Here is a 25,158-nt window from a genome sequence, read left to right as displayed (position 1 = left end):
TATTTTTTAAAGTAAAACGGCAGAAAGTTCTTTGTGCAATGCCCACACATGTTGTCCCAAGTTACTCATAATTGTGATGGTTTTGTTCAAGGAGCGATCATACGAAGATATAAACGAAATACCTGGGTCTTGTCCCTGCATATAAGGGAAAGTCCGTTCATTCTTTTTTGCAATCCAAAAACCATAACCGTAATAATCAGAAGCTTGCATTGTTTGCATTAGATTGACTGCGTGGGTAGAAAGTATTTTTCCACTTAACAATGTCTGCCAAAAACGTTCAAGATCTTTTAAGGTAGTAAAACAACCACCAGCGCCAGTGCCTTTAACATCTATGCTATAAATATTGCTATAGTATTCTTTTGATTCTTCATCATAGATGTACGCATTCGCGGTATTAGCAGGCAACCGGTCTAAGGCAAAGTAACCTGTTGAAGTCATACCAGCAGGATCGAAAATCACTTGTTTCAAATAGCTATCAAAATTCTGACGAGTGAGTTCCTCGATGATCGTAGCTAAAAGAACATAGCCTGTATTATTATATTGAAATTTTTTCCCCGGTGTGTCGACCATTTTTTTATCAATAAAAAGTGGAAGAAGAGCGCTGTTTTTGCGTATTTTATAATTAGGATAATCTTCCCATAATTCAGCATAATCATTAAGTTCTTCTTCATCATAATAATCTCCAATCCCAGAAGTGTGATTGAGTAGTTGGTGCACAGTAACGCTAGGGTCGATATTCGGCATTTTTTTTGAGATAATTTGGTTGATAGGTTGATCGATCCCAATTTTCTTTTCTTCTATCAGTTTCATAATGGCAACTGCAACGAAAGTTTTACTGCCGGATGCTGTACCGAAAGCCGTATCAACAGTATTTTTTAGTTTATTAGGAAGATCTCGGTACCCAAAAGCTTCGAATAGTAACGATTCATTATTTGATGTGACGTTAACAAAACCGCTGAAGTCTGATGGGATAGATTGTTTCAAGTTCATGAGTGAAGCTCCTTTATTTGCATATGTATTTGCCTAGTATATCGTTACGATTAGTTTATCATTAATTAGCTGATAGGTGGTTCATTTTTTTTACTTTCTATAAATATTTTGCATGGGGGAGAAAATGGATACTGAAGAAGACCTATCTAGTCTCAAAAAAATTGAGTAACATCTCTCTGAAATCATTTTTACCACCAGAATCAAAAATTTTTGACCGTTCTCTTAGTGCTTCAAAACACAGGAAGGTGCGAGTTGATGCTAGTAGTATTAAGCTCCTGATACGACCTTAATACTAACACTATCTTGTACTTATGAAGGGAAAAAGACAGCTGCATAAATCAATTTACGTGGCTGTTTTTTGTTGAACTCGGTAAGAAATCAATTTTTTTGCTATACTTTAGAGGAATGCTAGAAATTGATAAGTGAGGGGCGAGTTGGTTGAAAGAAATTTTATTACAAGCAATTGGGTTTTGTTTTGTCATATTTTTGGGTTATTTGATGAAACGAATTGGTTTGTTAAGTAAAGTGGATGGTGGAATGTTATCTGTTATTATTGTAAATGTTACGTTGCCTGCAACAGTCATTGTTAGCTTAGCCAATGTAGTTGTTTCGGGCACCTTATTTTTCTTGTTGATAATGGGAATCCTTTTGAATATATTGGTGATTTTGATTGGTGGGAGAGTTAGTAAAAAGCGGCCTGTTTTAGAACAGAAATTTCAAATGTATTCAATGTCAGGATACAATATTGGCAACTTTAGTTTGCCTTTTATTCAAGGGTTCTATCCGTTGGCTGTGCCATTTCTTTTGATGTTTGATATCGGAAATAGTGTGATGCTGACAGGCGGAAGTACGTTGTTGATCGATAAAATCGTGGGGACTAAAGAAGAGACAACACTTAAGCGAATTGTTTTGTCTTTATTTAAATCAGTGCCTTTTACGGTCTATATGGTCATGTTATTGCTGAGGATCATTCAAGTTGGATTGCCTGTGGAAGTGTTGGGCATAGTAGAAATGATCGCAAAAGCAAACGGTTTTTTATCGATGTTTATGATTGGGTTATATTTTGAACTAAAATTACCTAAAAAAGCCTTGCAATTAGTAAAAGAAGTTCTAGTTTGGCGTTATCTGTGTGGTGCAGTTTTTGCGTTATTATTTGCTTTCGTGGTGCCGTTATCTCCATTGTTGCGTATCGTGTTAGTCGTTCTAAGTGTTGCGCCGATGCCGACCTTTTCAGTAATCAATAGTGTTAAAGCTGGAATGTCAGAAGAAACAGTTGGATTTACCTCTTCCGCAAGTATTCTGATCAGTTTGGTATTGATGACGCTTGTAATGATGTTGATGGGCTGATAAAAATAAAAGAGGCGGAGAGGTGACTCGTAGAGTTCTATCTCCGCCTTTGTTGTTTTTAGTCAATTATCAAACGTTCTGCGATATAAAAGTCACCCTCATAAGGCGTATCTTCCCCGCCGACTTTTTGATACAAGTCAGCACCCTTACCAGCTAGAACAACTGCATCGTCCGATCTGCATAAAGACAAGGCCTCTTTGATTGCCTCGCTACGGTCAAGAACTGTTTTTATTTCAATATCTGTTGTAATATGAGCTGCAATCTCAGCACAGATATCCGCCGGATTTTCATCCGCTGGATCATCAGTCGTTAAAATGGCAACATCAGCCAGCTCCGATAAAACAGTGCCAAAATCTTTTCGTCTAGAAATGGCTTTATTCCCCGTACTTCCAATCACGACAATTAAACGACCACTAGGATGTTCTTCTTTGACAAACGTTAAAAGATTTTTTAAACTGTCGTAATTGTGCGCATAATCCACATAGATTTTTGCCCCATTTTTATTTGTTAATAATTCCATTCGGCCAGGAACCGTGGTTTCCTTGATTCCTTGCTGACAATCATTTCGTGTAGCACCTACTAAAGCACTAGCGAGAACGGCACTTAATGCGTTCCCTTTGTTGAAATCCCCACCTAGACGTAAGTGATACTCACCAGAAACAGCTAGTGTATCGTTGTTCGCTTCGATAGAAAAGGCAAGTGAATCATCTGGGTTCGTTTGGTAGAGATACTCTGTATTTACAGAGGCTTGATTACCGTAAACGATGTAAGGAACTTTATGAAGATCAGCTGTCTCTTTCAATAATTGAAAGTAATCAGATTCATGGTTTAAAACCATGGTTTTTGAATGTTTGATCAACTGGCGTTTGCAATAAAAATAATCATCGAATGTTGGGTGTTCAATCGGGCTAATATGGTCAGGTGTGATGTTTAAGAAAATTCCTACATCAAAAAATAAACCATACACTCGATTGGTTTTATAAGCTTGTGAAGATACTTCCATGATAAAGTGAGTCATGTTGTTTTCAACTGCTTCGGCCATCATTCGATATAAATCAAGCGATTCAGGTGTAGTCAAATGTGATTTGAAAAATGTCTGACCATCTAAAGTAGAATTCATAGTAGACAACATTGCTGTTTTTTTATGTGTTGCCTGATCTAAAATGAATTTAGCAAAGTAAGCGGCAGTTGTTTTTCCTTTTGTACCAGTAAAACCGATTAGCTTTAATTTATTTTGCGGATAATCGTAAAAGGCCATGCTTAAGACAGCCATTGCTTTTTTGATATCTGTTACAATGATACCTAATGTTGCAGGGACATCATAAGGTTGTTCTGCTACATAAACGCCGAGTCCCGAGTCGACAGCTTTTGCTAAATACTCGGATTTAAAATTTAGTCCTTTACAGAAAAAAAGTGTATCAGCATTTACTGTACGAGAATCATATGAAAAAGTGTCGAACATTTTATTATTCAACGAGGCAGGTAGAGTCAAAGACCAGCCTTCTGCTGAAATAAATTCTTTCAAAAGATGTTCTTTAAGTAAACAGTCACGAATTATTTCTAAAGAAATAGTCATTATTACGCCTCCAAGTGGTATCTACAATCTGAATATACGATTTTTGGGATAGAAAACTTTAGAAATTCATCATACAATTTAAACGTCAAAACTTCAAGACGCTTGCTAGTGGAGGCGAAAAAAAACTTGAGAAATCATTAATGAGATCGAGCTAATTCTAAGATTAAATTGCAATTTAAAATAACAAACACATAATAAAAATATTTTAATTAAATATAGCCTGTAATTATAGTTTTAAATTGATAATTGGTTGTTTCGGTCTTGGAATATACATAAAAAATAGATAGTTAAAAATAAAGTGTTTACTTACTTTTTTGGTTTTTTAGAAATGAAAAAGACTGTTTTTGGATGAAAAATTTTAGGAAAATATAAATAAGTTAATTTATTCAAGAAAGTCGTTGCATATACTTGATTTAACAATTAAAATAAAGAAAGCATGTTCAAAGAAAGTTGGAGGAGTTAAATGATAAATCAACCAAATCCTGCTGATCAACCGATCTTGACCAACCAAGAAAAAATGGTTAAAGGATCGGCTTGGATGACAGCTAGTAATATAATTTCTCGTTTGTTGGGTGCGGTATATATTATCCCATGGTATGCATGGATGGGAGAACACGCCAATGAAGCAAATAGTTTATCTTCAATGGGGTATACCGTATACGCTCTCTTTTTATTAATATCTACAGCAGGAATACCTGCAGCTATCGCCAAACAGACGTCTTATTACAATTCACTGAATGAATATAAAATTAGTCGTCAGCTTTTTTATAAAGCACTACAATTGATGGCTATTTTAGGAGGCATTTTTGCGATCGTGATGTATTTGGCCTCGCCTATGTTGGCAAAATGGTCTGGTGGGGGAGAAGAATTGATCCCTACGATGCGATCGTTGAGTTTAGCTGTTTTGATTTTCCCGTGTATGAGTGTGGTACGAGGCTATTTCCAAGGAAATCAAGATATGATGCCATATGCGTTGTCACAAATCGTTGAACAAGTTGCGCGTGTTTTTTATATGCTGTTGACAGCGTTTATTATCATGAAGGTAATTGATGGTAATTATGTTGATGCAGTAACACAATCAACGTTAGCGGCATTTATAGGCATGTTGGCAAGTCTCATTGTCTTATTTTACTATTTTCAAAAACAAAAACCAATGTTTGATTATCTTGCAGAACATAGTGCCAATGTACATGAAGCGTCAACTCGTGATTTATTGACCGAGACATTAAAAGAGGCACTTCCGTTTATCATCGTAGGTTCTGGTGTGACCGTCTTTAAATTAGTCGATCAATTCACGTTTTCTAATTTTATGAATACATTTACAGCGTATTCCGGCAGTCAGTTGCGTACACTTTTTGCGATTTTTAATGCGAATCCAGACAAGTTGACAATGGTCGTAATTGCCTTAGCAACCTCTATCTCTGCTACAGGGTTACCGTTGATTACTGAAGCAATTACCTTAAAAAAATATAGAGATCTATCAAAACTGATCAGTAATAATTTACAGTTGTTTATGTTTGTGATGCTACCAGCGACTTTTGGTATGATCGTTTTGGCAAAACCTCTTTATACAATGTTTTATGCACCAGATGATCTTGGCGTATCGGTCTTGATTCAAGCCTGTTTTGCAGGTCTATTTATGGGACTTTACATGTTGTCATCCACAATGTTGATGGGGATGTACGAGAATAAAGCTGCCATCAAGTACTTTGGCTTAGGATTAGCATTGAAATTGATTGTTCAGTATCCAAGTATCCGATTGTTTGAAGTATATGGGCCGTTGATTGCTACAATGATCGGGTTTACATTATCTTGTGTCTTGATCATGAGAAAAATTAAAAAAGTCAGCCATTTTAATTTTAGTTTAACATTACGACGTGGGCTATTGATTTTCTTGATTACATTGATTATGATGATCGCAGCGATCTTGATGAGACAATTCCTGTATTTATTCCTAGATCCAACACGTAAGTTTCAATCTTTTGTGATCATCTTGATCGTAGCTGCTTTTGGTGGCGGAGTTTACGGTTATATCACGTTAAAACTACGTTTAGCAGACAAGTTATTAGGCGCAGGCGTCGGTAAAATTCGCCGTAGACTAAACATAAAATAGAACTAATCAAGTAGCGGGGCCGATTGCTCCGCTATTTGTTTTTAAAGGTGTGAAGAAACACAATAGCCGTTGAGAGGGATAAGATGAGACTGCATGAGCTCTTTTCGACAGTTAAATTTAGGAGGTTACCATGCGTTTAGACAAATTTCTAGCAGAAACAGGTGTTGGCAGTCGTAAAGAAGCCAAACAACTATTGAAGAAAAATTTAGTAACTGTCAATGATGAAATCGTCAAAGATGGTAAGACGCAAATCGATGAGAAACAAGATATCATTAAATTTGCTGGAGAAGAATTAACGTACCAAAAATACTATTATTATCTGCTGCATAAACCCCAAGGGGTAATTTCAGCAACAGAAGATAAATGGGATCAAACAGTGATCGATTTATTGAAAGACGAAGATTACCGTGAAGATATATTTCCTGTTGGTCGCTTAGATAAAGATACAGAGGGGCTGCTATTGTTAACCAATGATGGTCAGCTTGCACATCAATTATTATCACCAAAAAAACATGTAGATAAGGAATATTTTGCCATAATTCAAGGAATCGTGACGGAAGAAGATATTCGCCATTTTGCAGCAGGATTTGCTTTAACCGATAAGGAGCAAGTCAAACCAAGCGAGTTGATCATTGAATCAGTGGATGAAACAAATGAACAATCAAAGATTCGTCTGACGATCCAAGAAGGAAAATTTCATCAAGTAAAACGCATGTTTGAAGCAGTCGATAAAAAAGTTGTTTATTTGAAACGATTGCGTATGGGGAGTTTATGGTTAGATGAAGAGCTGATTTTAGGGGAATACCGTACGCTGACTGAAGAAGAGCTTGAAAAGTTGAAGCTGAATAGATAAAAGAATGTAATGGAGACTGCTGTTTTGTACTAAAGTACAGTTTTCATTACATTTTCTTTGACTCTTCAGCCGAGATAAAGCTATACTCCAATCGATAAGCGAGCCAATGAGGAGGAAACATAGAATGCAGGCCATTGAACTTAAAGGATTGACTAAATTATATAAAAAACAAGCAGCCATCGATCAACTAGATTTATCGGTAGAAAAGGGTGAAATCTATGGTTTTATCGGTCCGAGTGGTGCTGGAAAATCAACCACGATCAAAACCATGTTGAATTTTATTCACCCAAATCAAGGGACGGCTACCTTACTTGGTTTAGATAGTATTAAAGAGGCGAAGGAAATTCGTAAGCGAACAGGATATGTATCAAGTGATGTCCGTTTTTATCCAAATATGACAACGGGTGAGGTGCTTAAATATGTGGCTGATTTTCATCAGCTAAAGAATAGTAAAAAACAAATCGACTATTTTATAGAGTTATTTGATATTAATGCGAAGAAAAAAATGTCTGATCTGTCCTTGGGAAATAAAAAGAAAATCGCCATTACGGCAGGGATTTTGCCCAATCCCGAGTTGTTGATTTTAGATGAACCTACGAATGGATTGGATCCGTTGATGCAACATCGGTTGTTTGAAGAATTGGAAAAATACAATAAAAAAGGCATGACAATCTTTTTATCCAGTCACGATTTAAATGAGGTGCAACAACATGCGCGCCGAGCTGCGTTTATTCGACAAGGAAAGATCATCACCGTTCAAGATATTACAAAGGAAAAATCGCTAGGTAAAGTTATTACATTGGTGGGAGATCATATTCCCTTATCCTTATTTGAAAAGATGGGAGCAGCGATTTTAAAGCACCAAGGAAATGAAACACGGTTGTTGTATGAAGGCGATTTGCGGGAAGTCTTACCGCTGTTAGGGGATACATCGATTCAAGATTTCACGATTACAAATCCAGAACTAGAAGATCAGTTTATGGCGTTGTATGAAGGAGGAGAGGTAAAATGATTACGGCTAAAATTGAAAGCAAAGGACTTATCAAGGGACTAATTATTTGGACGATATTATTTGCGGTGATTATTTTTGGCTTTAGTGCTATTTATCCTCAAATGCATAGTTCTGCAATGGAAGATATCTTAGGCGCAAAATTAGAAGGGCTCTCTCCTGCACTCTTGAAAACATTTAATATCAGTGTGAGTGGTCAAGCGAGCTTTTCAGTTGCTACGGGTTTCTTTGCTTATTATTTTCAATATATGTTTCTAGCTGCATCAATTTACGCTATGATGCTAGGCAGTCAAGCGCTGATTAAAGAAGAGACCGATGGAACGATTGAATTTTTATATGCCCAACCAGTGACACGTAGAGAAATTGTAACAAACAAATTTCTAGCAAACCTACTTATTTTGGCTGTCTTTTGGTTGAGTTCATTTGGCGTTTCGATAGGCTCGACCGTGATGTACCGCCAAGAAACAGATTCAGTGCAAACAATTACTAGAGAAATTAGTAAGATATTTATACAAGAAAGTTTGATTTTGTTGTTTTTCTTAACACTCGGCTTTTTTGTTTCAACAGGTTTAAAATCAAGTAAACAAAGTACAAGTATTTCGTTAGCTATTGTTTTTGGCTTTTTTTTAATTGGAGTATTTTCTGATTTAAACGACTCATTTAGTTGGGCAAAAATAATATCTCCCACACATATGGGGATTCCAAGTAACTTGCTAGATAAAGGATTATCTAGCGGCAATGTGGTGCTGTTGAGCCTCTTGATTATTTTGTTCTTAGGTGGGACGTATATGGTTTACCAAAGGAAGGACCTGAAAGTCTAGTGAAAAAAATCCACGTCCATCAAAAAATAGGAGCGTATGCTACAGTCAGCATTAAAGCAATTCCTACACTTTGCTTCGAGCGCATTCAATTATAAGTGCTAAAGTACCAAAAGTTGAAGGCGTGGGAAATGAGCTGAATTTATTGTAAAACTTAGTGTTGGTTCTCGGAGTTAAACACTTCTTGTCAAACCTTCTGCTTTTTTCATGTAGTAAGGTAAGTGGTTGCTGATTTCAGTAGGTAATACGACGTAGTTTTCTTGTCCTAACTCTTCTCCAATCAAACTGTGTAGATAAACAGCAGCGCAAAGAGCGGTTTCTTTCGTTTCAAATTGAGCAAGAAAACCAGTAATCATACCGGCAAGCGTATCTCCCATGCCGCCAGTTGCCATAGCGGGCGTTCCTAACGGATTTCGATAGTGTGAAGAAGCGGTATAAATGTCGGTTCGGTGACTTTTTAAGACAATCGTTGCACCTAATTGCTTTTGTGCATCGCGATTGTTTGGAACCGTTTGGTCAACGATTTTAAGTTTGCTTAGTCGTTCCCATTCCATTTGATGAGGTGTGAATACAACCTGTTCAGGATAGTTTAAGGAATAATGATTTTGAGCAAATAACGTAATGGCAGATCCATCAAGCACAAGCCACTGCGATGATTTTTGCTGCAGTAGGACGTTTTCTAACAGCTGTTGACTATGGGAATCAATACCTAAACCGGGTCCAACCAACAGAACATCGGCTGTATTTACTAAATTGTTGAACTCTTGACTGATCGTCCAATCCAGTACCATCGCCTCAGGTAAACGAGCATGGAGAGCTGTATGGTTTTTTTCAGCAGTTATAACGGAAGTTAAGCCACAACCGGATTTGACACAAGCCTCTGCACTCATAATAATTGCTCCGCCGTACAGGTCATTTCCACCAATAAGTACAGAACGTCCAAAAGTTCCTTTGTGAGAATGGGGAGGACGTGACTTGATTGCAGCACTCAAAACATCATGTGATAATTCTTTCATCTCAGTAGTCTCCTTCCATGATTTACTTCCAGTATAAATCTGTTTTGAATCAAGCGCAAAATATTGCGGAAAAAACTGTTCCTGCCTTTTTCTTTTAAGCCAGTTAGTGGTATGATGGGGAGGTAGAATAATGAATTGGAGTGACTAAAAATGACAATTGATTGGCAAAAAGAAGTAGACGCACGTAAAGATGCGCTATTAGAAGATTTACAAAATTTATTACGCATCAATAGCGAGCGTGATGATTCTAAAGTAACACCAGATGCACCATTTGGCCCAGGTCCTGTTGCTGGCTTAAAACATATGTTAGCGTATGGCGAACGTGATGGTTTCGTTGTGAAAAACGTGGATAACTACGCTGGTCATATCGAATACGGCGAAGGCAATGAAACATTAGGAATTTTCGGACACATGGACGTTGTACCTGCTGGTGATGGCTGGGATACCGATCCTTACGAGCCTGTCATCAAAGATGGTAAAATCTTCGCACGTGGTTCAAGTGATGATAAAGGCCCAAGTATGGCCGCTTATTATGCATTAAGAATTATCAAAGATTTAGGTGTACCATTATCTAAAAAAGTTCGTTTTGTCGTGGGTAGTGACGAAGAAAGCGGCTGGGGTGATATGGATTATTACTTCAAACACGAAGAAAAACCTGATTTTGGTTTTTCACCAGATGCAGAATTCCCAATCATCAATGGTGAAAAAGGGAACGTTTCTTTATACGCTCGCTTTGGTGGATCAAGCGAAGGTGAATATGGGTTAGAAAGCTTTAATGCTGGATTACGTGAAAATATGGTTCCAGGTACAGCGACTGCCGTGATCACAGTTCCAACTGCTGAAGCTGCTGAAAAAATGCAAGGCGCATTCAGTGTTTTTGTAGAGGAAGAACCAATTTCTGGTGAGTTAGAAGCGAATGATACAACTGTTACGATCAAAGTTGTAGGGAAAGGTGCACACGGCGCTAGCCCTCAATCTGGGATCAATGCGGCAACATTCTTAGCAGTTTTCTTAAACAGCTATGCATTTGCTGGGTCAGCGAAAGAATTTATCCAAGTGGCCGCTACACTTGTTCATGAAGATTTCTATGGTGAAAAATTAGGCGTAGCCTTTGAAGATACTAAAATGGGTAAATTAACCATGAATGCTGGTTTATTTGTCTTCAAGAAAGATGCTGAAGAAGGCAACTTTATGAGCTTGAATTTCCGTTATCCTAAAGGAACAACAGCTGCTGAATTAGAGGTGGGTGTGAAATCTACAGCAGGTGCAATCGGTGCTGAAATCGTTCAAGGTGGACGTAACCAAGAACCGCATTACGTTCCAGCAGATGATCCATTGGTTGAAACGTTATTACAAGTCTATGAAGACCATACTGGTCAAAAAGGCCATGAACAAATCATTGGCGGCGGAACTTACGGACGTTTACTAAAACGTGGTGTGGCCTATGGTGCAATGTTCCCAGGCTATACAGACACAATGCACCAAGCCAACGAGTTTATGGCATTGGATGATTTATTCCGTGCTACAGCTATTTATGCGGATGCGATTTATCGTTTGGCCGTCAAAGCATAAATCGCATTAAAAAATACTTATAAAATTATATTGAAATAAAAAATGCAACTACTGTATTCTGTTATTTTGCGGAGTAGTAGTTGTATTTTTTACTGAAATTTTTCCTCTTTTAGTTAAAATTGAGAATATAAAATAAAAAAACATTTTAAAAGCTCAATTTGTTACAATAAGTAAATAATAGTAAGTTTATTGATAGAATAAATAACTTGAGGTGAACCAAATGTTAAATGGAACAATAAGTTCAGATGTAGGCGTAGCATCTAATTATATAAACCCTATTTCAAACGCAAAAGATTCAGTACTTGAAACCAGTGTTAACTCATCTTCAATCAGCTTTTCTAATCTTTCGGTATGTGGAAAAGTAAAAAGTACAAATGGTAAATCATTAACAAATACTAGCCAATACGGTAGCGCGTTATCTAAAGACTTAGCGAACTTTACATTAATTGCTACTACTTTTGCTGAAAAAGATGCGCAAATTGCAAATGGAGGTTAGGAAGTGCCAGAAGAAAAGAAAGATAATTTAGATGAGATTATTGCGATTAATCGAGAATTGCAAAATCTGACAGATGATTTAGACGAAAATAAAAAGCAAACTGAAAAACTTACAGAAGCTGGTGACATTACTCATCAAATCTATAAAGAAAATACCGATATTTTAGACGAATTAGCTTATTATTGGAAAGGCGACAAAGCAAATCGTTTTTTACATATGGCTCATGAAGACAACGAACATGAATACAAGCAATCCATGAGAACTTTAGATGGTGTCCATTCAAATTTAGAGAATGAGCAAAAAGCATTAGTTAATAAAGAAGAAGATTTACTAAATAAACAGTTGAAACTAAAACAAGAGAGTCGCTAAAAGGAGATTCTATTATTGGGGTTAAAAATTAGAGTAAGTGAAATAACTAGTTATTTAGATCAGATAAATACCTCTTTATCTACTAAAAATGACGGCTTAAATCAAATTATGCAAGGTATGCAAAGCTTTATTGGAGCGCCAGAGTTAACTGGTGATGCGTGGTCGGCTGCCAAAAGTTACGCCGAAACTGCCCACATTCCACTTTTAAGAGGACAAATTCGAGCAAATGATGAAATTACAAATGATAATCTAACATTTGCTAGTCGAATAGCTGAAAAGATTGAGAATGAAGAAATTGATGAAGATGCATTAAACCGAATTATTGAACGCTTAGAGCAGCAAAGACGATCAATCTTATACAGAAATAGCTTAATGACTAATAGTCCCTCGTTTGGTACAAGAAACGTCAATGCCGATGATGGTTCTAATTCAATTACAATTCAAATTCATCAACTTAGAGAAGAAATACAATCTTTACATGATTTAGAGAGTTCTTGTTCTGATTTATATATAACGGCAAATTTGTTACTAGATAATGTCAGCCAAGGTTTATCTGCACTTTCTAGTACAAATTGTTTTGATAATTCTAATGGTATGTATAGCACTGTTAACTTAAAACTTGACTGGGCAAAGAGCATTAATAAGAAATGGAAAGATAACTTTGTTTTGCCGTTAGACTATGCGAAACTTGTTCAGGAGATTAAAGATGACAAGTCTCTTTCTCCAACTGAAAAAGCTGATAAAATCGCTCGTGTATATGAAGACTACCTTTATTCGTTGGCAAAACCTGCTTTTGATGAGTATGATAAAGTTAGGCTTAATCCTAGCTCTACTGAACAACAAATAAAAGACGCGGAAGATAGACTTGCTAAAATATTGCGTGGACTAGATATTGATATTAAGGCAGTAGTTAGAAGTCTGGGTGATGATGCAATAGCAATTTCTGATAAACATGTCCTTGAATTTGTTGATATGGTAAACACAGGTAAACCATTAGACTTAAAATTACGCATTTTTCATGAATCAGCTAATGATGAATCACTTAATTATTCAATCTGGTCAAGGGGTTGGAATAATGAAAAACCTGATTATCTGGGTAATTATCTATTTGGCTATTATGGGCAAGGTGCGTTCATGTTAAAAAATGATGCTTTAAAATATGGGGCTGGAATAGCTCAAGGGTTTATTTCAAATAAAGATATTCCAAAGTGGATTGAAAATATTAAAAATGGTAACTATGGGGACAATGATGGTGATGCTAAGATGATACAGGAAGGAATAGCAGACTTTGAAAAATACCATAAAAAGAATTAGTAAAGTTATTGTGCTTATTGTTTCAGTAATTTTGGCTATTTACCTTATTTTAAACGGCAGATTATTATACAGATCACTATACTTCCCGAATCAAGAGAAAGAACTTAGAGTTAAGATCGATGAAAGTAATATTGAACCACAAATCTCGATATATGTAAAAAAAGATAAAAAATCAATCTTTAGAATCGAGGTAGTTGATTCTAAAGGAAAAATAGTAGAGCCAGATTTTATTGGAGAGGATCGTTTTACATCAAAAGATAAATTTTACTATAGCTACCGTTTGTATACAGGGAAAGGTAAGGAATACACTGTAAAAATAAAAAACAAAACAGATTCATTTGTTTATAGCTATGTTAGCGCAGAAAATAATAATTAATAAAAACCTAGACTATGAAGATATTAGATAAAAAGCCCGCCCGAGCTTTAAAAATGTGGTGGGATATTGGCGGGATATTTTCAAAATACTCCTTTAAAATATTGAAAAATCAAGGTTTGTAAAGTAGTGCCATTTATCGTTTGGCGAAATAAAATTTGTGACTCTAATCTTAAAATTTTAACCCCCTGACAGACAGTTGTCAGGGGGTTTTTCTATACAATAGAAACAAGTCGTTAGAAACAAATAACATTTTCAAGTATACTTATAAACATACTTAAATATAAAGAAAGATTACCTGAAAATATAGAGCAAGTGCAGACAAGAAAAATGAGGTGAAAAAATGATTGATTTTCAAAATGTATCAAAGAAATACAATGATCAGTTAGTATTAGAAGACTTTGATGTCTCAATTGAAGACGGTGAGTTTTTTGTATTAGTCGGTCCAAGTGGTAGCGGGAAAACGACCACTTTAAAAATGATCAATCGATTGATTGAACCGACAGATGGGGATATTTATTTTAACGACAAACGATTAATCGACTACAATTTAAAAGAATTACGCTTGACGATTGGCTATGTTCTTCAACAAATTGCACTATTCCCTAATCTAACAGTTGCTGAAAACATTGAATTGATTCCAGAAATGAAACACTGGAACAAAGCTAAAAGACGGGAAAAGACAGAAGAGTTACTAAGAAAAGTCAGTTTACCGCCAGAAGAATATCTTCACCGAAAACCAGCAGAATTATCTGGTGGTGAACAGCAACGTATCGGAATTTTACGTGCGATTGCAGCAAAACCAGATGTCATTTTAATGGATGAGCCCTTCAGTGCCTTAGATCCGATTTCCAAAGGGCAATTACAATTATTAATCAAAGAGTTGCATAAAGAGTTAGCCAGCACAGTCGTTTTTGTAACGCATGATATGAATGAAGCACTCTTTTTAGGGGACCGTATCTGTGTGATGAAAGAAGGAAAAATTGTTCAAACAGATTCCCCAGAACAAATTAGGAGTAACCCAGCTAATGATTTTGTTGCACAATTCTTCCAACAAGATCACTCTAGTCTAGAAAATTATTGTGCTGCTGATTTACTGGAGTTAGGTCTTGTAGAAGATGGTCAAGTAGAGAGTGGGACACCTATCGAATTAGAAACGACAGTATCGGCTATAATTCGTTTACTTGTTGAGGGAGCAACCGTTGTTTTAATGGATGAGAAGGGACCTATCGGTGAAATCACAGATCGAACGATTTTGCGTTTCTTAGAGACGAAGATAGAAAAAGGTGATCAATAATATGGGGAAATTGATAGAAACATTTGCGGCCCGTAAAGAAGACTTTATTCAAGCGGTTGTCGAACATATCCAACTCTCGTTACTGTCATTACTGATTGCGATTCTTATCGCGATTCCTTTAGCGATTTTATTGACGAATTATAAAAAAGTTGCTGAGTTTGTTCTGCAAATCACTGGAATTTTTCAAACGATTCCCTCACTAGCTTTATTAGGATTATTGATTCCAGTTATTGGGATTGGTAGTCCACCTGCAATTGTAGCGTTAGTGATTTATGCACTCTTTCCGATTTTACAAAATACGTATACAGGCTTGACCGAAATCGATCCTTCATTGGAGGAAGCAGCCGAAGCCTTTGGGATGAATAAACGGGAAAAACTAATCAAGTTTGAGTTGCAGTTAGCGTTACCGTATATCATTTCAGGTATTCGTACAGCGACTGTGATGATCATCGGAACAGCAACGCTTGCGGCTCTGATTGGTGCAGGTGGACTAGGAACGTTCATCTTACTAGGAATCGACCGAAACAACGTGTATCTAATCTTGATTGGGGCAATTTCTTCTGCTGTCTTAGCGGTCTTGTTTAACTTCGGGATCCATTTGTTGGAGAAAGCCACAGTCAAACGAATCGTAGCGGCATTTATGGTCTTACTTGCGTTGTTAGTGGGATCGTTTGTCTACACCCACCAAGAAACAGAACAAAAAGAAATCACTGTTGCAGGAAAATTAGGTGCAGAACCAGATATCTTAATTAACATGTACAAAGAATTAATTGAAGCAAATAGCGATATCCACGTAAACTTAAAATCAAACTTTGGGAAAACCAGTTTCCTATTTAACGCACTAAAATCTGGTGAAATCGACGTCTATCCTGAATTTACCGGAACCGTACTTGAAACATTTTTGAAAGACAATACGAACACGTCGAATGATCCAAGAGAAGTATACGAATATGCACGAGATCAAATCAAAAAACAAGAAAATATGGATTATTTAGAACCAATGCGTTATGAAAATACCTATGCTGTCGCAGTTAAACGATCATTCGCAGAAGAAAATGGGCTGGAAACAATCGAAGATTTGAAAAAAGTTGAAAGTCAGTTAAAAGCTGGTTTTACGTTAGAATTTATTGATCGTGAGGACGGCTATAAAGGATTACAAAAACTGTATAACTTGAATTTCGATGTCAAGTCTATGGAGCCATCGTTACGTTACCAAGCAATCAATAATGGGGATGTCAATGTGGTGGACGCTTATTCGACCGATAGTGAATTGAAGCAATATGATTTGGTGATTTTAAAAGATAATAAGCGACTATTTCCACCGTATCAAGGAGCGCCATTGCTGAAAGCTGAGACACTTGAGAAATATCCGGAATTAAAAGAATTATTGCAGCCTTTAGTAGGTAAGATCACGGAAGAAGAAATGAGTGAGATGAATTACCAAGTGAATGTGGAGCAAAAAGATCCGGCGACCGTTGCGCATGATTATTTGGTGGAGCATGGGATGTTGGAAAAATAATGGTTGATAGATGAAAAGGCACAACATAAGAGAGCTATCTATCTCTTATGTTGTGTTTTTTATACTTTATAAGGTATAATAAAGGAGAAAGCAATCGCACTCAAGTGCGATTGCAAAAAAAGCCAGTGCTGATAACACTGACTCTTTAGTTGAGTTTTGACTAAAGCTTGATAGATTGTTGCATTGCCACTATCTTACTTTAGCTGAGCAGATAGTGGTCTTTTTTTACCCAAAAATCAATGTGATAAAAAGTTTAATCCCTTCGACAATATAGTAAGCCACAAGCGTGACAACTATTTTCGAAGCGATATCTTTTAACAAATCTTTCAAGGACCGCTTTTCCTAAGCAATAAAGCAGGACAAAAGCGATAAAGACATATCTTTATGGCATCAACTCCTTTTTCAGAGCTTCAGCCGTTATTCAACTAGTTATAGTATAACAAAAATTGTACCGATAGTGTATTAAATATTTTACAAAATAGTAACGAGCAAACAGTCAGCCGTGGAGAATGTTCATCTGATTGAATGCTACGGATTCTGGTAGATAGTATTCTTTCTTACTATGCGCATTATTGACTTAGGCAACTTGATTTATCAGTTCGTGCTGATTATTTTGGGCTTCAACATGTCAAGTGGCCGCTTAACATGTTGAGGTGTCGGCTGTTTCCTCGTTATTATCGTGGCTATAATGATCTGTCTATAAAAAAGGCTTGCTCCGTCAAAAGTTAGCACAAAATTGGCAGATTATTAAAAAAATGAGCTAGGAATCGAAATACAAGAAAATTAATTTAAATAGAAACCAAAGCTTTAGGCCCTTGATATAAAGAGGACCCAAAGCTTTTTTACGATAACCTCCCCAATCTTCTTTATAAAAATATCACTCATTAATAAAAAAACAGTAGACGTTATGTTTTATATATGATAATTTGGTTAATATAAAATTAGAAAACGAAGTGTTTTTGGTGAAGAAGATATTGTTAAGTATTTTATGTAATGGTTTTTTGTTTGGCGTTGTTGGGTTTGGATCTGTCTCAGAAGCTTCAGAGCTAGAAAAGAATGCTGAAATCCCTGTTAATGTAGTATCAGAGGAGGATGAATTTTATTATGTTGTTGATGATAATGATGCTATCCAATCCAGAACATGGTCCAAAACACAAAGTTATAAAATAAAAAAAGGAGCAAGAACCTATTTAGGTACTTATACAACCAATCGTAAAACAACTTTGCAAATTAAATTTATGGTAGGTCCTGCTGAAGTAAAATTAGGAGGTTCTTATTCTGAAAGTGGTAAATTTAAAAAATACAAACAAAATGTTACTGTAACAGTAACGTACAAGAGATATAGAAAAATAGATAATAAATATGTTGATACTAAGACAGTAACATCTAACACATCCTATACCGATTACGTAGCGATTTAATAAAGCATAATGAATTGAGTGATAAAAGTGATTCTTAAAGTTATCTACATTTTAATTTATTTTTTAATAACAGAATTAATCCCATCTGTAGGAGTAAGCTGGGATTTATCTAATCCAATATTTGTGCTTATTCAAAAGGTATTTTCGTATTATTAGCAATACTCTTATTTAAAAATGATCTATGGTTTAGACTGAAAGAAGTAAAATTAAAGCAAACGATTATGCCAATTTGCGGCACATTTTTATTTATGTGTTTAACCTATCTGCTTGTAGTTAAAATCTTAGGTACAGATTTAACTATCGGAAAATACAATGTGAGCTTCATACTAATTTTAGAAGCAGTTCTTATTACACTGTTTATTGAAGAGATAGTTTTTCGATATTGCTTTATTAACTCTCGTAAAATCTATGTGATGGTAGTTCAAATACTACTATCTAGTACGTGGTTTATGTATGGTCATGCGGCAGCTGCGAATTACAATTATATATTATTAATACCTTACTTTTTGTTGGGTATTCTTTTAAGTTTAATTTATGTAAGAAAAAATAATATTTGGTACAGTATTTTGATACACTCTAGCTATAACTTTGTGATACTAGTAATTTCTGCGATTAGTAACTAATAAAACATACTATGGGACAATTATTAGAAAAAGTTTCAAATTCTTTTGTCATAAAGAATTTGAAACTTTTTTTGTGCTAGCCATACAGACAAAGAGCTTCAATTTTTTAACCAACCCAATCACAACAGATAAAATAACCCCCTTAAATCCAAACCATCAAGTTGTCTGTCCCTGAATTAATTTTACAGGCAACAGATAATTTTTCTCCAATTTTTTTTCAGGGTTTTGTATCCTCTGCAATAAAAGATCAACTAAAATATCCGCATAATCAGCCATTGGTTGAGCAATCGTCGATAATTGGGGAAAATAGTTCTGAACGAATTTTGTCCCATCATAGCCAATGATCTTCAGCTGATCAGGAACATTTATCTTTAATTGCTGACATTGATTATAGGCAAGAATAGCCGTTAGATCATCTGTACAAAATAAACTGTCAATGTCCTCCGTCTCCAAAATATGCTTGATCTCTAAGTTTTTTAGTGTTGTTGATCGAGCTGTCGTTTGAATATGAAAAATTTTAGGTTCTAATTCATGTTCTTCTAAAAAGTTTAAATACCCGTTTAATCGAAAATTTGTTGGGGAGTTCGATTCTTGTGAACCTGTCAGGATCGCAATTTTCCTTGCTCCTCTAACGTATAAGGTCTCAGTCGCTAAATACCCGCCTTGGAAATTGTCACTGCCGATAATGGGAATAGTATTCCCTAAAAATCGGTCAAAAGAAACAATCGGAAGTTCAACATCTTCATATTCAGTGATCCCTAAGTTGTGGGCACCAGCAATAATCCCGTCAACCTTATTTGCAGCAAGCATATTTATATAATGACGTTCTTTTTCCTTATTATTGGCACTATCACACAAAATGACGCGATACCCCAAATCAAAGAGTTTTTGTTCGATTCTTTCCACTAACTCCCCAAAAAACGGATTCGCAACAGTTGGGAAAATAAGCCCGATTAATTGTGTGTTTTTACCTTGTAATGAACGAGCTAAAGAGTTTGGTTGATAATTAAGCTCTTTCATCGCACGATTTACCTTATCAATTGTTTTTTTGCTTAATGAGCCGTAATTATTAATAACACGGGAAACAGTCGTAGGCGAGACACCAGCTTTTTTTGCTACATCTGTTAGTTTGACGACCATACAATTCCATCCTTTATTGGTTAGTTTTCCGCAGTTGCCAAAATTGTCCTTGATAGTCTCCGTCACACGTTAAATGAAATCCTGCGTGTCCTTTTTCTGGGAATACTCGCATGGTTGCTACTTTTTCGCCATCGTTGATGAAAAGTTCAACAACGGAAGAATCAACAAAGATTTGTAATTTCAATGGTTTTTGTTCGATAGAAAATGATCGTACAACGCCATAATCTTCTCCAAAAAGAACACCAGCATGACTGCGGTCTATTGTCATTTTACCACGTTGGGAATCAAAATGAATCGTTAATCCTTGATTCTGTTCTTTATCTGCATATAAGGTAAGGGTTCCAGTGGCTAGAGAATTAAATGATAGGGCTAATTCATAATGATTTGTTGCTGTTTCATGATAAGAATCCTTGCTGTTATCAAAAAGTATTCCTTCGTCTAGACGTAGTTGTTTCATCTCTTCAACAGGACGTTGGTACAATTTTTTATCCTTTACAATCAATTCCTTCACGATGCTTAAACAATGCGCCCATTCTTCTTGGTCAGTGGGATATTCAATTTCCGGCAATCCAATCCAGCTGATTGATAATAAGCGCTCGTCGGGGGCTTTAAATGCTTGTGTAGCGTAAACGTCAAAGCCTTCATCTAAATTTTTCAAGCTAGAAGGATTTGTTAAACAATTTGATTCAGACTGATATGAGTCACCAATGACATACATATTTGGATAGATATTTTGATAATTGCAAACATCAGAATCTAACCCTTGTGGACAAAAAATAAGCAGAGCGAATTCATCTGTTAAAAGTAAATTGGGGCATTCGATCATAAAACCCATGTCTCGATCAGTAAACCCTAATTCACCGATACATTGCCAAGAAAGTAAGTCAGAACTTTGATAGGTTAGAATTTTACCTTTTTCTGTTTCATCTTGCGCTCCGATCGTCATTAGATAGCCAGACTTATAACGAAAAACTTGAGGATCTCTGAATTCAGAGGTATAACCAGCTGGAGGTGCAGCAATAAGCGGCTGTTCGATTTTTTTTATGCTACCTGATTGATCCATCCAAGCACCTAATTGATAAGAATGGCGAATCCAATCATCATCACGAACATTACCTGTATAAGCAAGAAATAACTGATCAGAAATCGGCAGAGCAGTTCCAGAATAAACGCCATGGCTGTCGTATAAGCTGTCTGGGAATACTTTTGTTCCTTCTTCGTTCCAATCAACCAAATTATCAGAGGTCATGTGATACCAAGATTTTATACCGTGAACGGGACCCATCGGATAAGATTGATAGAAAACATGCCACTGATCATTGAAAAATGAAAAACCATTTGGATCATTTAGTAAACCTGTAGCAGGTTGAATATGATAGCCTAAACGCCAGGTTGACGCATCTATTTTTTGTTTTAGTGAGGCAAGGTGTTCTGTCCCCCATTCTTCATAAGACTGATAACGTTTTTCTCTAGACCAAACTTTTTTTTCGGACATATATATTCTCCTCGTAAGCGTATTCTCACATATAGTGTAACTATTTAGCATTTGAATGTCAAACGTATAACAAAATATTTATTTATGTATAGAGGTATATTTTTAAGTATCATTTACAATTGATATACGTTTGACAATTATTTAAAATAGTGGCATACTTTGTATGTGAAAAAGCGATTACATTTTTTGGAAACAAGATAGTTTCTTCTATTTCAGTAGCGCTTAAATGACAATTAGGGGGAAAGAAGATGGATTACAAAAAAGTAGCAAAGGAAATCAATGACGCACTTGGCGAAGATAATATTCAGGCTGCCGCACATTGTGCAACTCGTCTAAGGCTTGTTCTAAAGGATTCGAGTAAAGTAGATCAGAAAGCTTTAGATGGTAATGAGGCGGTGAAAGGAACGTTTGAAGCCAATGACCAATTCCAAATTATCATAGGTGCTGGCGATGTAAATAATGTATATGATGAACTCATAAAAATCACCAATGTTAAAGAAGCATCTACAGCTGACCTGAAAGCAGTCGCATCGAATGGCAAAAAAAATAATCCTATTATGGCATTTATTAAGGTATTATCTGATATTTTTGTTCCAATTGTCCCGGCACTAGTCGCAGGCGGATTATTAATGGCTTTAAACAATGTATTGACTGCTCAGGATTTATTTGGTCCTCAATCAGTCGTGGAACTATTTCCGAATGTAAAAGACTTTGCGAGTATCATCAATCTATTAGCGTCAGCACCGTTTGCTTTCCTACCGATCTTGGTTGGTTTTTCTGCTACTAAGCGCTTTGGTGGAAATCCTTATCTGGGTGCTGCAATGGCAATGGCGATGGTTATGCCTGATTTAGTCAATGGCTATGGTGTGGCAAATGCAATCGCAGATGGAAGTATGCCCTATTGGCATATTTTGGGAATGGATGTTGCACAAGCCGGCTATCAAGGTTCTGTACTGCCTGTATTAGCGGTTTCGTGGATTTTAGCGACGTTAGAAAAATTTTTCCACAAACGTATTCCCAATGCATTTGATTTTACATTTACACCAATGTTGGCCATCGTTATTACTGGTTTTTTAACATTTATTGTTGTGGGCCCAATGATGAGAATTGTATCAGATGGTCTGACGAATGGGCTTGTTTGGTTGTATGATACAACAGGAGCAGTCGGTTTAGGAGTATTCGGTCTATTCTACTCACCGATTGTCATCACTGGATTACATCAAAGTTTTCCAGCCATTGAAACGACTCTGTTAGCAGAAGTAGCACGAACTGGCGGATCATTTATTTTCCCAGTCGCTTCTATGGCCAATGTGGGTCAAGGGGGAGCAACGCTTGCCATCATGTTGTTAACGAAAAATAAAAAACAAAAAAGCTTGGCAACGTCAGCAAGTATTTCTGCTATGCTAGGCATTACTGAACCAGCGATTTTCGGGGTCAATTTAAAACTTAAATTCCCATTTATTTGTGGGATGATTGCCTCTGGTGTAGCTTGTTTATTCATTGGTGCTTTCCATGTACTTTCAGTAGCGATGGGACCAGCAAGCGTGATCGGATTTATTTCAATTGCACCAAAATCAATTTCATATTTCATGATCGGCATCGTTATCAGTATCTGTGTAGGATTCGTGACAACATATGTATACGGAAAACGTCATATGGAGGTTTTTGTAGGCGATGATGAAACAGCTGGAGAAGTTGCCGTCGAAATCAATGAAGATCCAGAAGCAAGTGTAGCGGCTGTCCAAGATGAAGTATTGGCATCGCCTGTAAGTGGTACACCTATTTCCTTGAAAGAAGTAAATGATCCTGTATTTGCACAAGAAATGATGGGAAAAGGGATTGCTGTGATTCCGGAAAAAGGCATTATTTACGCACCTGCTGATGGAGAATTAACCGTTATTTATGATTCAAAGCACGCCTATGGACTTAGAACAATGAATGGTGCAGAGGTGCTGATCCATATTGGAATCGACACCGTCGGATTAAAAGGTGAAGGGTTTGAAACAAATAGAAAATACGGTGAATTAGTAAAAAAAGGGGATATTTTAGGTACCGTTGATTTAGAGAAGATTAAACAGGCTGGTTTAGATAGCACTGTAATGATGATTATTACAAATACAGATGACTACGCTGCTGTAGAAGCGATTGAGCTATCAAAAGTGGATGGAGGCCAAGATCTATTGGCGGTAAGTGCGCATTATGAAAACTAATTGGTGGAAAAAAGCCACGATCTATCAAATCTATCCACGCAGTTTTCAAGATACAAATGCTGATGGTATCGGGGATTTAAAAGGAATCATCCAGCGTTTGGATTATCTGTCTTTTTTAGGGATAGAGGCAATTTGGCTCAGCCCTGTTTACCAATCGCCCAATGAAGATAATGGCTACGATATCAGTGATTACGAAGCGATTGGTTCAGAGTATGGCACCATGGAAGATATGGATAATCTAATCGCTGAAGCGCAGAAAAGAAACATCAAGATTATTATGGATTTGGTCGTAAACCATACGTCATCAGAGCATCCGTGGTTTCAGTCAGCACTTCAAAATCCTATGAGTGAGTATCATGATTTTTATATCTGGAGAAAAGGAAATGAACGTAAACGACCGAATGAACTTCAATCCAATTTTGGTGGTTCTGCTTGGACCTTTGTCCCAGAACTCGGGGAATATTATTTTCATTTACATGCAAAAGAACAGCCTGATTTGAATTGGGAAAATCCTCTGATGCGTCAAGAAATTTATCGTATGATGAATTATTGGATTGAAAAAGGGGTTGGCGGTTTTCGTTTAGACGTCATCGATTTGATAGGGAAAGAACCAGATCAGTTGATCACTAAAAACGGACCGAAGCTACATGAACTATTACAAGAAATGAATCGTAATACGTTTGGAGACTATGACTTAGTTACAGTAGGTGAAACATGGGGCGCAACGCCAGAAATCGCTCAGCTCTATTCGGATGAGAGCAGAGAAGAATTATCAATGGTTTTTCAATTTGAACATATCAATTTAGATAAGCAGACAGGCAAAAGAAAATGGGATATCAAAAAATTAGATCCTAAAGAATTGCATCAAGTGTTTTCTAAATGGCAAACGGAGTTAGCGGGGAAAGGGTGGAACTCGCTGTTCTGGAATAATCATGATTTACCTCGGATTATCTCTCGTTGGGGGAATGATCAGAAGCATCGGGTGATTAGTGGGAAAATGTTGGCTATCTATCTTTACTTCCTCCAAGGAACACCTTACATTTATCAGGGAGAAGAAATTGGCATGATCAACTATCCAATTAAAACGATTGATGAAGTCGATGATATAGAGAGTCGCAGAATGTATGATGAACGTATCAATTCGGGTTATACAGAAGAAGAAATTATAACATCGATCAATGCAAAAGGACGGGATAACGCACGTCATCCGATGCAGTGGGATGCTTCTGAACAAGCAGGTTTCACAAAAGGGACTCCTTGGCTTCCAGTGGGAAATTCAACTGAAATCAATGTTGAAGCTGCGCTAAATGATCCAAACTCTTTATTTTATACGTATCAAAAACTGATTCAGCTTCGTAAAGAAATGCCGATTATTATAGAAGGAACATTTGAAAATATTCCAACGGATGATGCAACAGTTTTAGCCTATATTCGCGAGTATCAAGGTGAGAGGGTACTTGTTGTCGTCAATTTCTCTGATCAACCAGCACATTTTGTATTAGGAAAAACACGGATAATAAAAGAAATGATCATCCATAATTATAAAAAAGAGATTACAGATGAGTTACTGGCTTATGAAGCCTATGCAGTCTATTTAAAGTAAGTAA

General features: G+C 36.5%; 21 protein-coding genes. 16 read left to right on the top strand and 5 right to left on the bottom strand.

The window, feature by feature from the left end; translation table 11 throughout:
• Positions 1 to 6: 6 nt before the first annotated feature.
• Positions 7 to 990 carry a serine hydrolase domain-containing protein gene (locus tag IGJ34_RS14435; RefSeq protein WP_430597734.1) on the bottom strand — a complete coding sequence of 328 codons (984 nt, stop codon included), beginning with the start codon at positions 988 to 990 and terminating at the stop codon, positions 7 to 9.
• Between the two features lie 438 nt (positions 991 to 1,428).
• On the opposite strand from IGJ34_RS14435, the gene IGJ34_RS14430 reads away from it, so the two are divergent.
• A complete protein-coding gene (locus IGJ34_RS14430; RefSeq protein ID WP_111248907.1) occupies positions 1,429 to 2,337 on the top strand; it encodes an AEC family transporter in 909 nt (302 codons plus the stop codon).
• 58 nt (positions 2,338 to 2,395) lie between these two features.
• Here IGJ34_RS14430 and IGJ34_RS14425 read toward each other — a convergent pair whose 3' ends face one another.
• Entirely contained in the window at positions 2,396 to 3,913 is a 1,518-nt protein-coding gene (locus tag IGJ34_RS14425) for a UDP-N-acetylmuramoyl-L-alanyl-D-glutamate--L-lysine ligase (protein WP_430597733.1), read from the bottom strand.
• A gap of 463 nt (positions 3,914 to 4,376) precedes the next feature.
• On the opposite strand from IGJ34_RS14425, the gene IGJ34_RS14420 reads away from it, so the two are divergent.
• From IGJ34_RS14420 to IGJ34_RS14405, 4 genes are all read left to right on the top strand, one after another.
• The gene (locus tag IGJ34_RS14420; RefSeq protein WP_069654965.1) at positions 4,377 to 6,026 is read left to right on the top strand and encodes a putative polysaccharide biosynthesis protein; all 1,650 of its coding nucleotides are present in this window, start codon (positions 4,377 to 4,379) and stop codon (positions 6,024 to 6,026) included.
• Positions 6,027 to 6,156: 130 nt separating this feature from the next.
• Positions 6,157 to 6,879, top strand: coding sequence for a pseudouridine synthase (locus tag IGJ34_RS14415; protein ID WP_206850045.1), 723 nt, complete (start codon positions 6,157 to 6,159; stop codon positions 6,877 to 6,879).
• A gap of 124 nt (positions 6,880 to 7,003) precedes the next feature.
• On the top strand, positions 7,004 to 7,891 hold the full coding sequence (locus IGJ34_RS14410; RefSeq protein WP_206850043.1) for an ABC transporter ATP-binding protein: 888 nt from the start codon (positions 7,004 to 7,006) through the stop codon (positions 7,889 to 7,891).
• Complete coding sequence (locus IGJ34_RS14405; protein WP_430597732.1) at positions 7,888 to 8,709, top strand: ABC transporter permease subunit; 822 nt, start codon at positions 7,888 to 7,890, stop codon at positions 8,707 to 8,709. The genes IGJ34_RS14410 and IGJ34_RS14405 overlap by 4 nt, the downstream gene beginning before the upstream one ends.
• A gap of 170 nt (positions 8,710 to 8,879) precedes the next feature.
• On the opposite strand, the gene IGJ34_RS14400 is transcribed toward IGJ34_RS14405, so the two are convergent.
• On the bottom strand, positions 8,880 to 9,722 hold the full coding sequence (locus IGJ34_RS14400; RefSeq protein WP_069654969.1) for an NAD(P)H-hydrate dehydratase: 843 nt from the start codon (positions 9,720 to 9,722) through the stop codon (positions 8,880 to 8,882).
• Between the two features lie 150 nt (positions 9,723 to 9,872).
• Here IGJ34_RS14400 and pepV point away from each other — a divergent pair, with 150 nt between their 5' ends.
• The 9 genes from pepV to IGJ34_RS14355 all read left to right on the top strand — a co-directional run bounded on the left by pepV (position 9,873) and on the right by IGJ34_RS14355 (position 18,706).
• The gene (pepV, locus tag IGJ34_RS14395) at positions 9,873 to 11,294 is read left to right on the top strand and encodes a dipeptidase PepV (protein ID WP_430597731.1); all 1,422 of its coding nucleotides are present in this window, start codon (positions 9,873 to 9,875) and stop codon (positions 11,292 to 11,294) included.
• Between the two features lie 220 nt (positions 11,295 to 11,514).
• Positions 11,515 to 11,790: a TIGR04197 family type VII secretion effector gene (locus tag IGJ34_RS14390; RefSeq protein WP_430597730.1), complete on the top strand. Its 276-nt coding sequence runs from the start codon at positions 11,515 to 11,517 to the stop codon at positions 11,788 to 11,790.
• A gap of 3 nt (positions 11,791 to 11,793) precedes the next feature.
• On the top strand, positions 11,794 to 12,159 hold the full coding sequence (locus tag IGJ34_RS14385) for a DUF3958 family protein (protein WP_430597729.1): 366 nt from the start codon (positions 11,794 to 11,796) through the stop codon (positions 12,157 to 12,159).
• 15 nt (positions 12,160 to 12,174) lie between these two features.
• Complete coding sequence (locus tag IGJ34_RS14380) at positions 12,175 to 13,473, top strand: T7SS effector LXG polymorphic toxin (RefSeq protein ID WP_430597728.1); 1,299 nt, start codon at positions 12,175 to 12,177, stop codon at positions 13,471 to 13,473.
• On the top strand, positions 13,448 to 13,849 hold the full coding sequence (locus IGJ34_RS14375) for a hypothetical protein (protein WP_206833890.1): 402 nt from the start codon (positions 13,448 to 13,450) through the stop codon (positions 13,847 to 13,849). Before IGJ34_RS14380 ends, IGJ34_RS14375 begins: the two co-directional genes overlap by 26 nt.
• 340 nt (positions 13,850 to 14,189) lie before the next feature.
• Positions 14,190 to 15,143, top strand: a complete 954-nt coding sequence (locus IGJ34_RS14370) for an ABC transporter ATP-binding protein (RefSeq protein ID WP_430597727.1) — start codon at positions 14,190 to 14,192, stop codon at positions 15,141 to 15,143.
• Position 15,144: 1 nt separating this feature from the next.
• On the top strand, positions 15,145 to 16,662 hold the full coding sequence (locus IGJ34_RS14365) for an ABC transporter permease/substrate-binding protein (RefSeq protein ID WP_069654972.1): 1,518 nt from the start codon (positions 15,145 to 15,147) through the stop codon (positions 16,660 to 16,662).
• A 962-nt stretch (positions 16,663 to 17,624) separates the two neighbouring features.
• Positions 17,625 to 18,083, top strand: a complete 459-nt coding sequence (locus IGJ34_RS14360) for an LMxysn_1693 family intestinal colonization protein (RefSeq protein ID WP_430597726.1) — start codon at positions 17,625 to 17,627, stop codon at positions 18,081 to 18,083.
• A 221-nt stretch (positions 18,084 to 18,304) separates the two neighbouring features.
• Positions 18,305 to 18,706, top strand: a complete 402-nt coding sequence (locus IGJ34_RS14355) for a CPBP family intramembrane glutamic endopeptidase (RefSeq protein ID WP_430597725.1) — start codon at positions 18,305 to 18,307, stop codon at positions 18,704 to 18,706.
• Positions 18,707 to 18,862: 156 nt separating this feature from the next.
• Here IGJ34_RS14355 and IGJ34_RS14350 read toward each other — a convergent pair whose 3' ends face one another.
• Positions 18,863 to 19,846, bottom strand: a complete 984-nt coding sequence (locus IGJ34_RS14350; RefSeq protein WP_430597724.1) for a LacI family DNA-binding transcriptional regulator — start codon at positions 19,844 to 19,846, stop codon at positions 18,863 to 18,865.
• A gap of 13 nt (positions 19,847 to 19,859) precedes the next feature.
• Positions 19,860 to 21,341, bottom strand: coding sequence for a sucrose-6-phosphate hydrolase (locus IGJ34_RS14345; RefSeq protein WP_430597723.1), 1,482 nt, complete (start codon positions 21,339 to 21,341; stop codon positions 19,860 to 19,862).
• 248 nt (positions 21,342 to 21,589) lie between these two features.
• On the opposite strand from IGJ34_RS14345, the gene IGJ34_RS14340 reads away from it, so the two are divergent.
• Positions 21,590 to 23,551 carry a sucrose-specific PTS transporter subunit IIBC gene (locus IGJ34_RS14340; protein WP_430597722.1) on the top strand — a complete coding sequence of 654 codons (1,962 nt, stop codon included), beginning with the start codon at positions 21,590 to 21,592 and terminating at the stop codon, positions 23,549 to 23,551.
• Positions 23,541 to 25,154 carry a glycoside hydrolase family 13 protein gene (locus tag IGJ34_RS14335; protein ID WP_069654979.1) on the top strand — a complete coding sequence of 538 codons (1,614 nt, stop codon included), beginning with the start codon at positions 23,541 to 23,543 and terminating at the stop codon, positions 25,152 to 25,154. The genes IGJ34_RS14340 and IGJ34_RS14335 overlap by 11 nt, the downstream gene beginning before the upstream one ends.
• Positions 25,155 to 25,158 lie beyond the last annotated feature (4 nt).

The organism is Enterococcus sp. AZ177 (assembly GCF_050544585.1).
Taxonomy (GTDB): domain Bacteria; phylum Bacillota; class Bacilli; order Lactobacillales; family Enterococcaceae; genus Enterococcus_L; species Enterococcus_L plantarum.
This window is presented reverse-complemented; position numbering and strand designations above follow the sequence as displayed.

What these genes read in the sequence shown, in the direction of transcription:
- IGJ34_RS14335 (WP_069654979.1), top strand. Translation starts at nt 23,541, where the DNA reads ATGAAAACTAATTGGTGGAAAAAAGCCACGATCTATCAAATCTATCCA.
- pepV (WP_430597731.1), top strand. Translation starts at nt 9,873, where the DNA reads ATGACAATTGATTGGCAAAAAGAAGTAGACGCACGTAAAGATGCGCTA.
- IGJ34_RS14425 (WP_430597733.1), bottom strand. Translation starts at nt 3,913, where the DNA reads ATGACTATTTCTTTAGAAATAATTCGTGACTGTTTACTTAAAGAACAT.
- IGJ34_RS14405 (WP_430597732.1), top strand. Translation starts at nt 7,888, where the DNA reads ATGATTACGGCTAAAATTGAAAGCAAAGGACTTATCAAGGGACTAATT.
- IGJ34_RS14340 (WP_430597722.1), top strand. Translation starts at nt 21,590, where the DNA reads ATGGATTACAAAAAAGTAGCAAAGGAAATCAATGACGCACTTGGCGAA.
- IGJ34_RS14355 (WP_430597725.1), top strand. Translation starts at nt 18,305, where the DNA reads ATGCCAATTTGCGGCACATTTTTATTTATGTGTTTAACCTATCTGCTT.
- IGJ34_RS14420 (WP_069654965.1), top strand. Translation starts at nt 4,377, where the DNA reads ATGATAAATCAACCAAATCCTGCTGATCAACCGATCTTGACCAACCAA.
- IGJ34_RS14345 (WP_430597723.1), bottom strand. Translation starts at nt 21,341, where the DNA reads ATGTCCGAAAAAAAAGTTTGGTCTAGAGAAAAACGTTATCAGTCTTAT.
- IGJ34_RS14435 (WP_430597734.1), bottom strand. Translation starts at nt 990, where the DNA reads ATGAACTTGAAACAATCTATCCCATCAGACTTCAGCGGTTTTGTTAAC.
- IGJ34_RS14350 (WP_430597724.1), bottom strand. Translation starts at nt 19,846, where the DNA reads ATGGTCGTCAAACTAACAGATGTAGCAAAAAAAGCTGGTGTCTCGCCT.
- IGJ34_RS14370 (WP_430597727.1), top strand. Translation starts at nt 14,190, where the DNA reads ATGATTGATTTTCAAAATGTATCAAAGAAATACAATGATCAGTTAGTA.
- IGJ34_RS14410 (WP_206850043.1), top strand. Translation starts at nt 7,004, where the DNA reads ATGCAGGCCATTGAACTTAAAGGATTGACTAAATTATATAAAAAACAA.
- IGJ34_RS14415 (WP_206850045.1), top strand. Translation starts at nt 6,157, where the DNA reads ATGCGTTTAGACAAATTTCTAGCAGAAACAGGTGTTGGCAGTCGTAAA.
- IGJ34_RS14400 (WP_069654969.1), bottom strand. Translation starts at nt 9,722, where the DNA reads ATGAAAGAATTATCACATGATGTTTTGAGTGCTGCAATCAAGTCACGT.
- IGJ34_RS14390 (WP_430597730.1), top strand. Translation starts at nt 11,515, where the DNA reads ATGTTAAATGGAACAATAAGTTCAGATGTAGGCGTAGCATCTAATTAT.
- IGJ34_RS14365 (WP_069654972.1), top strand. Translation starts at nt 15,145, where the DNA reads ATGGGGAAATTGATAGAAACATTTGCGGCCCGTAAAGAAGACTTTATT.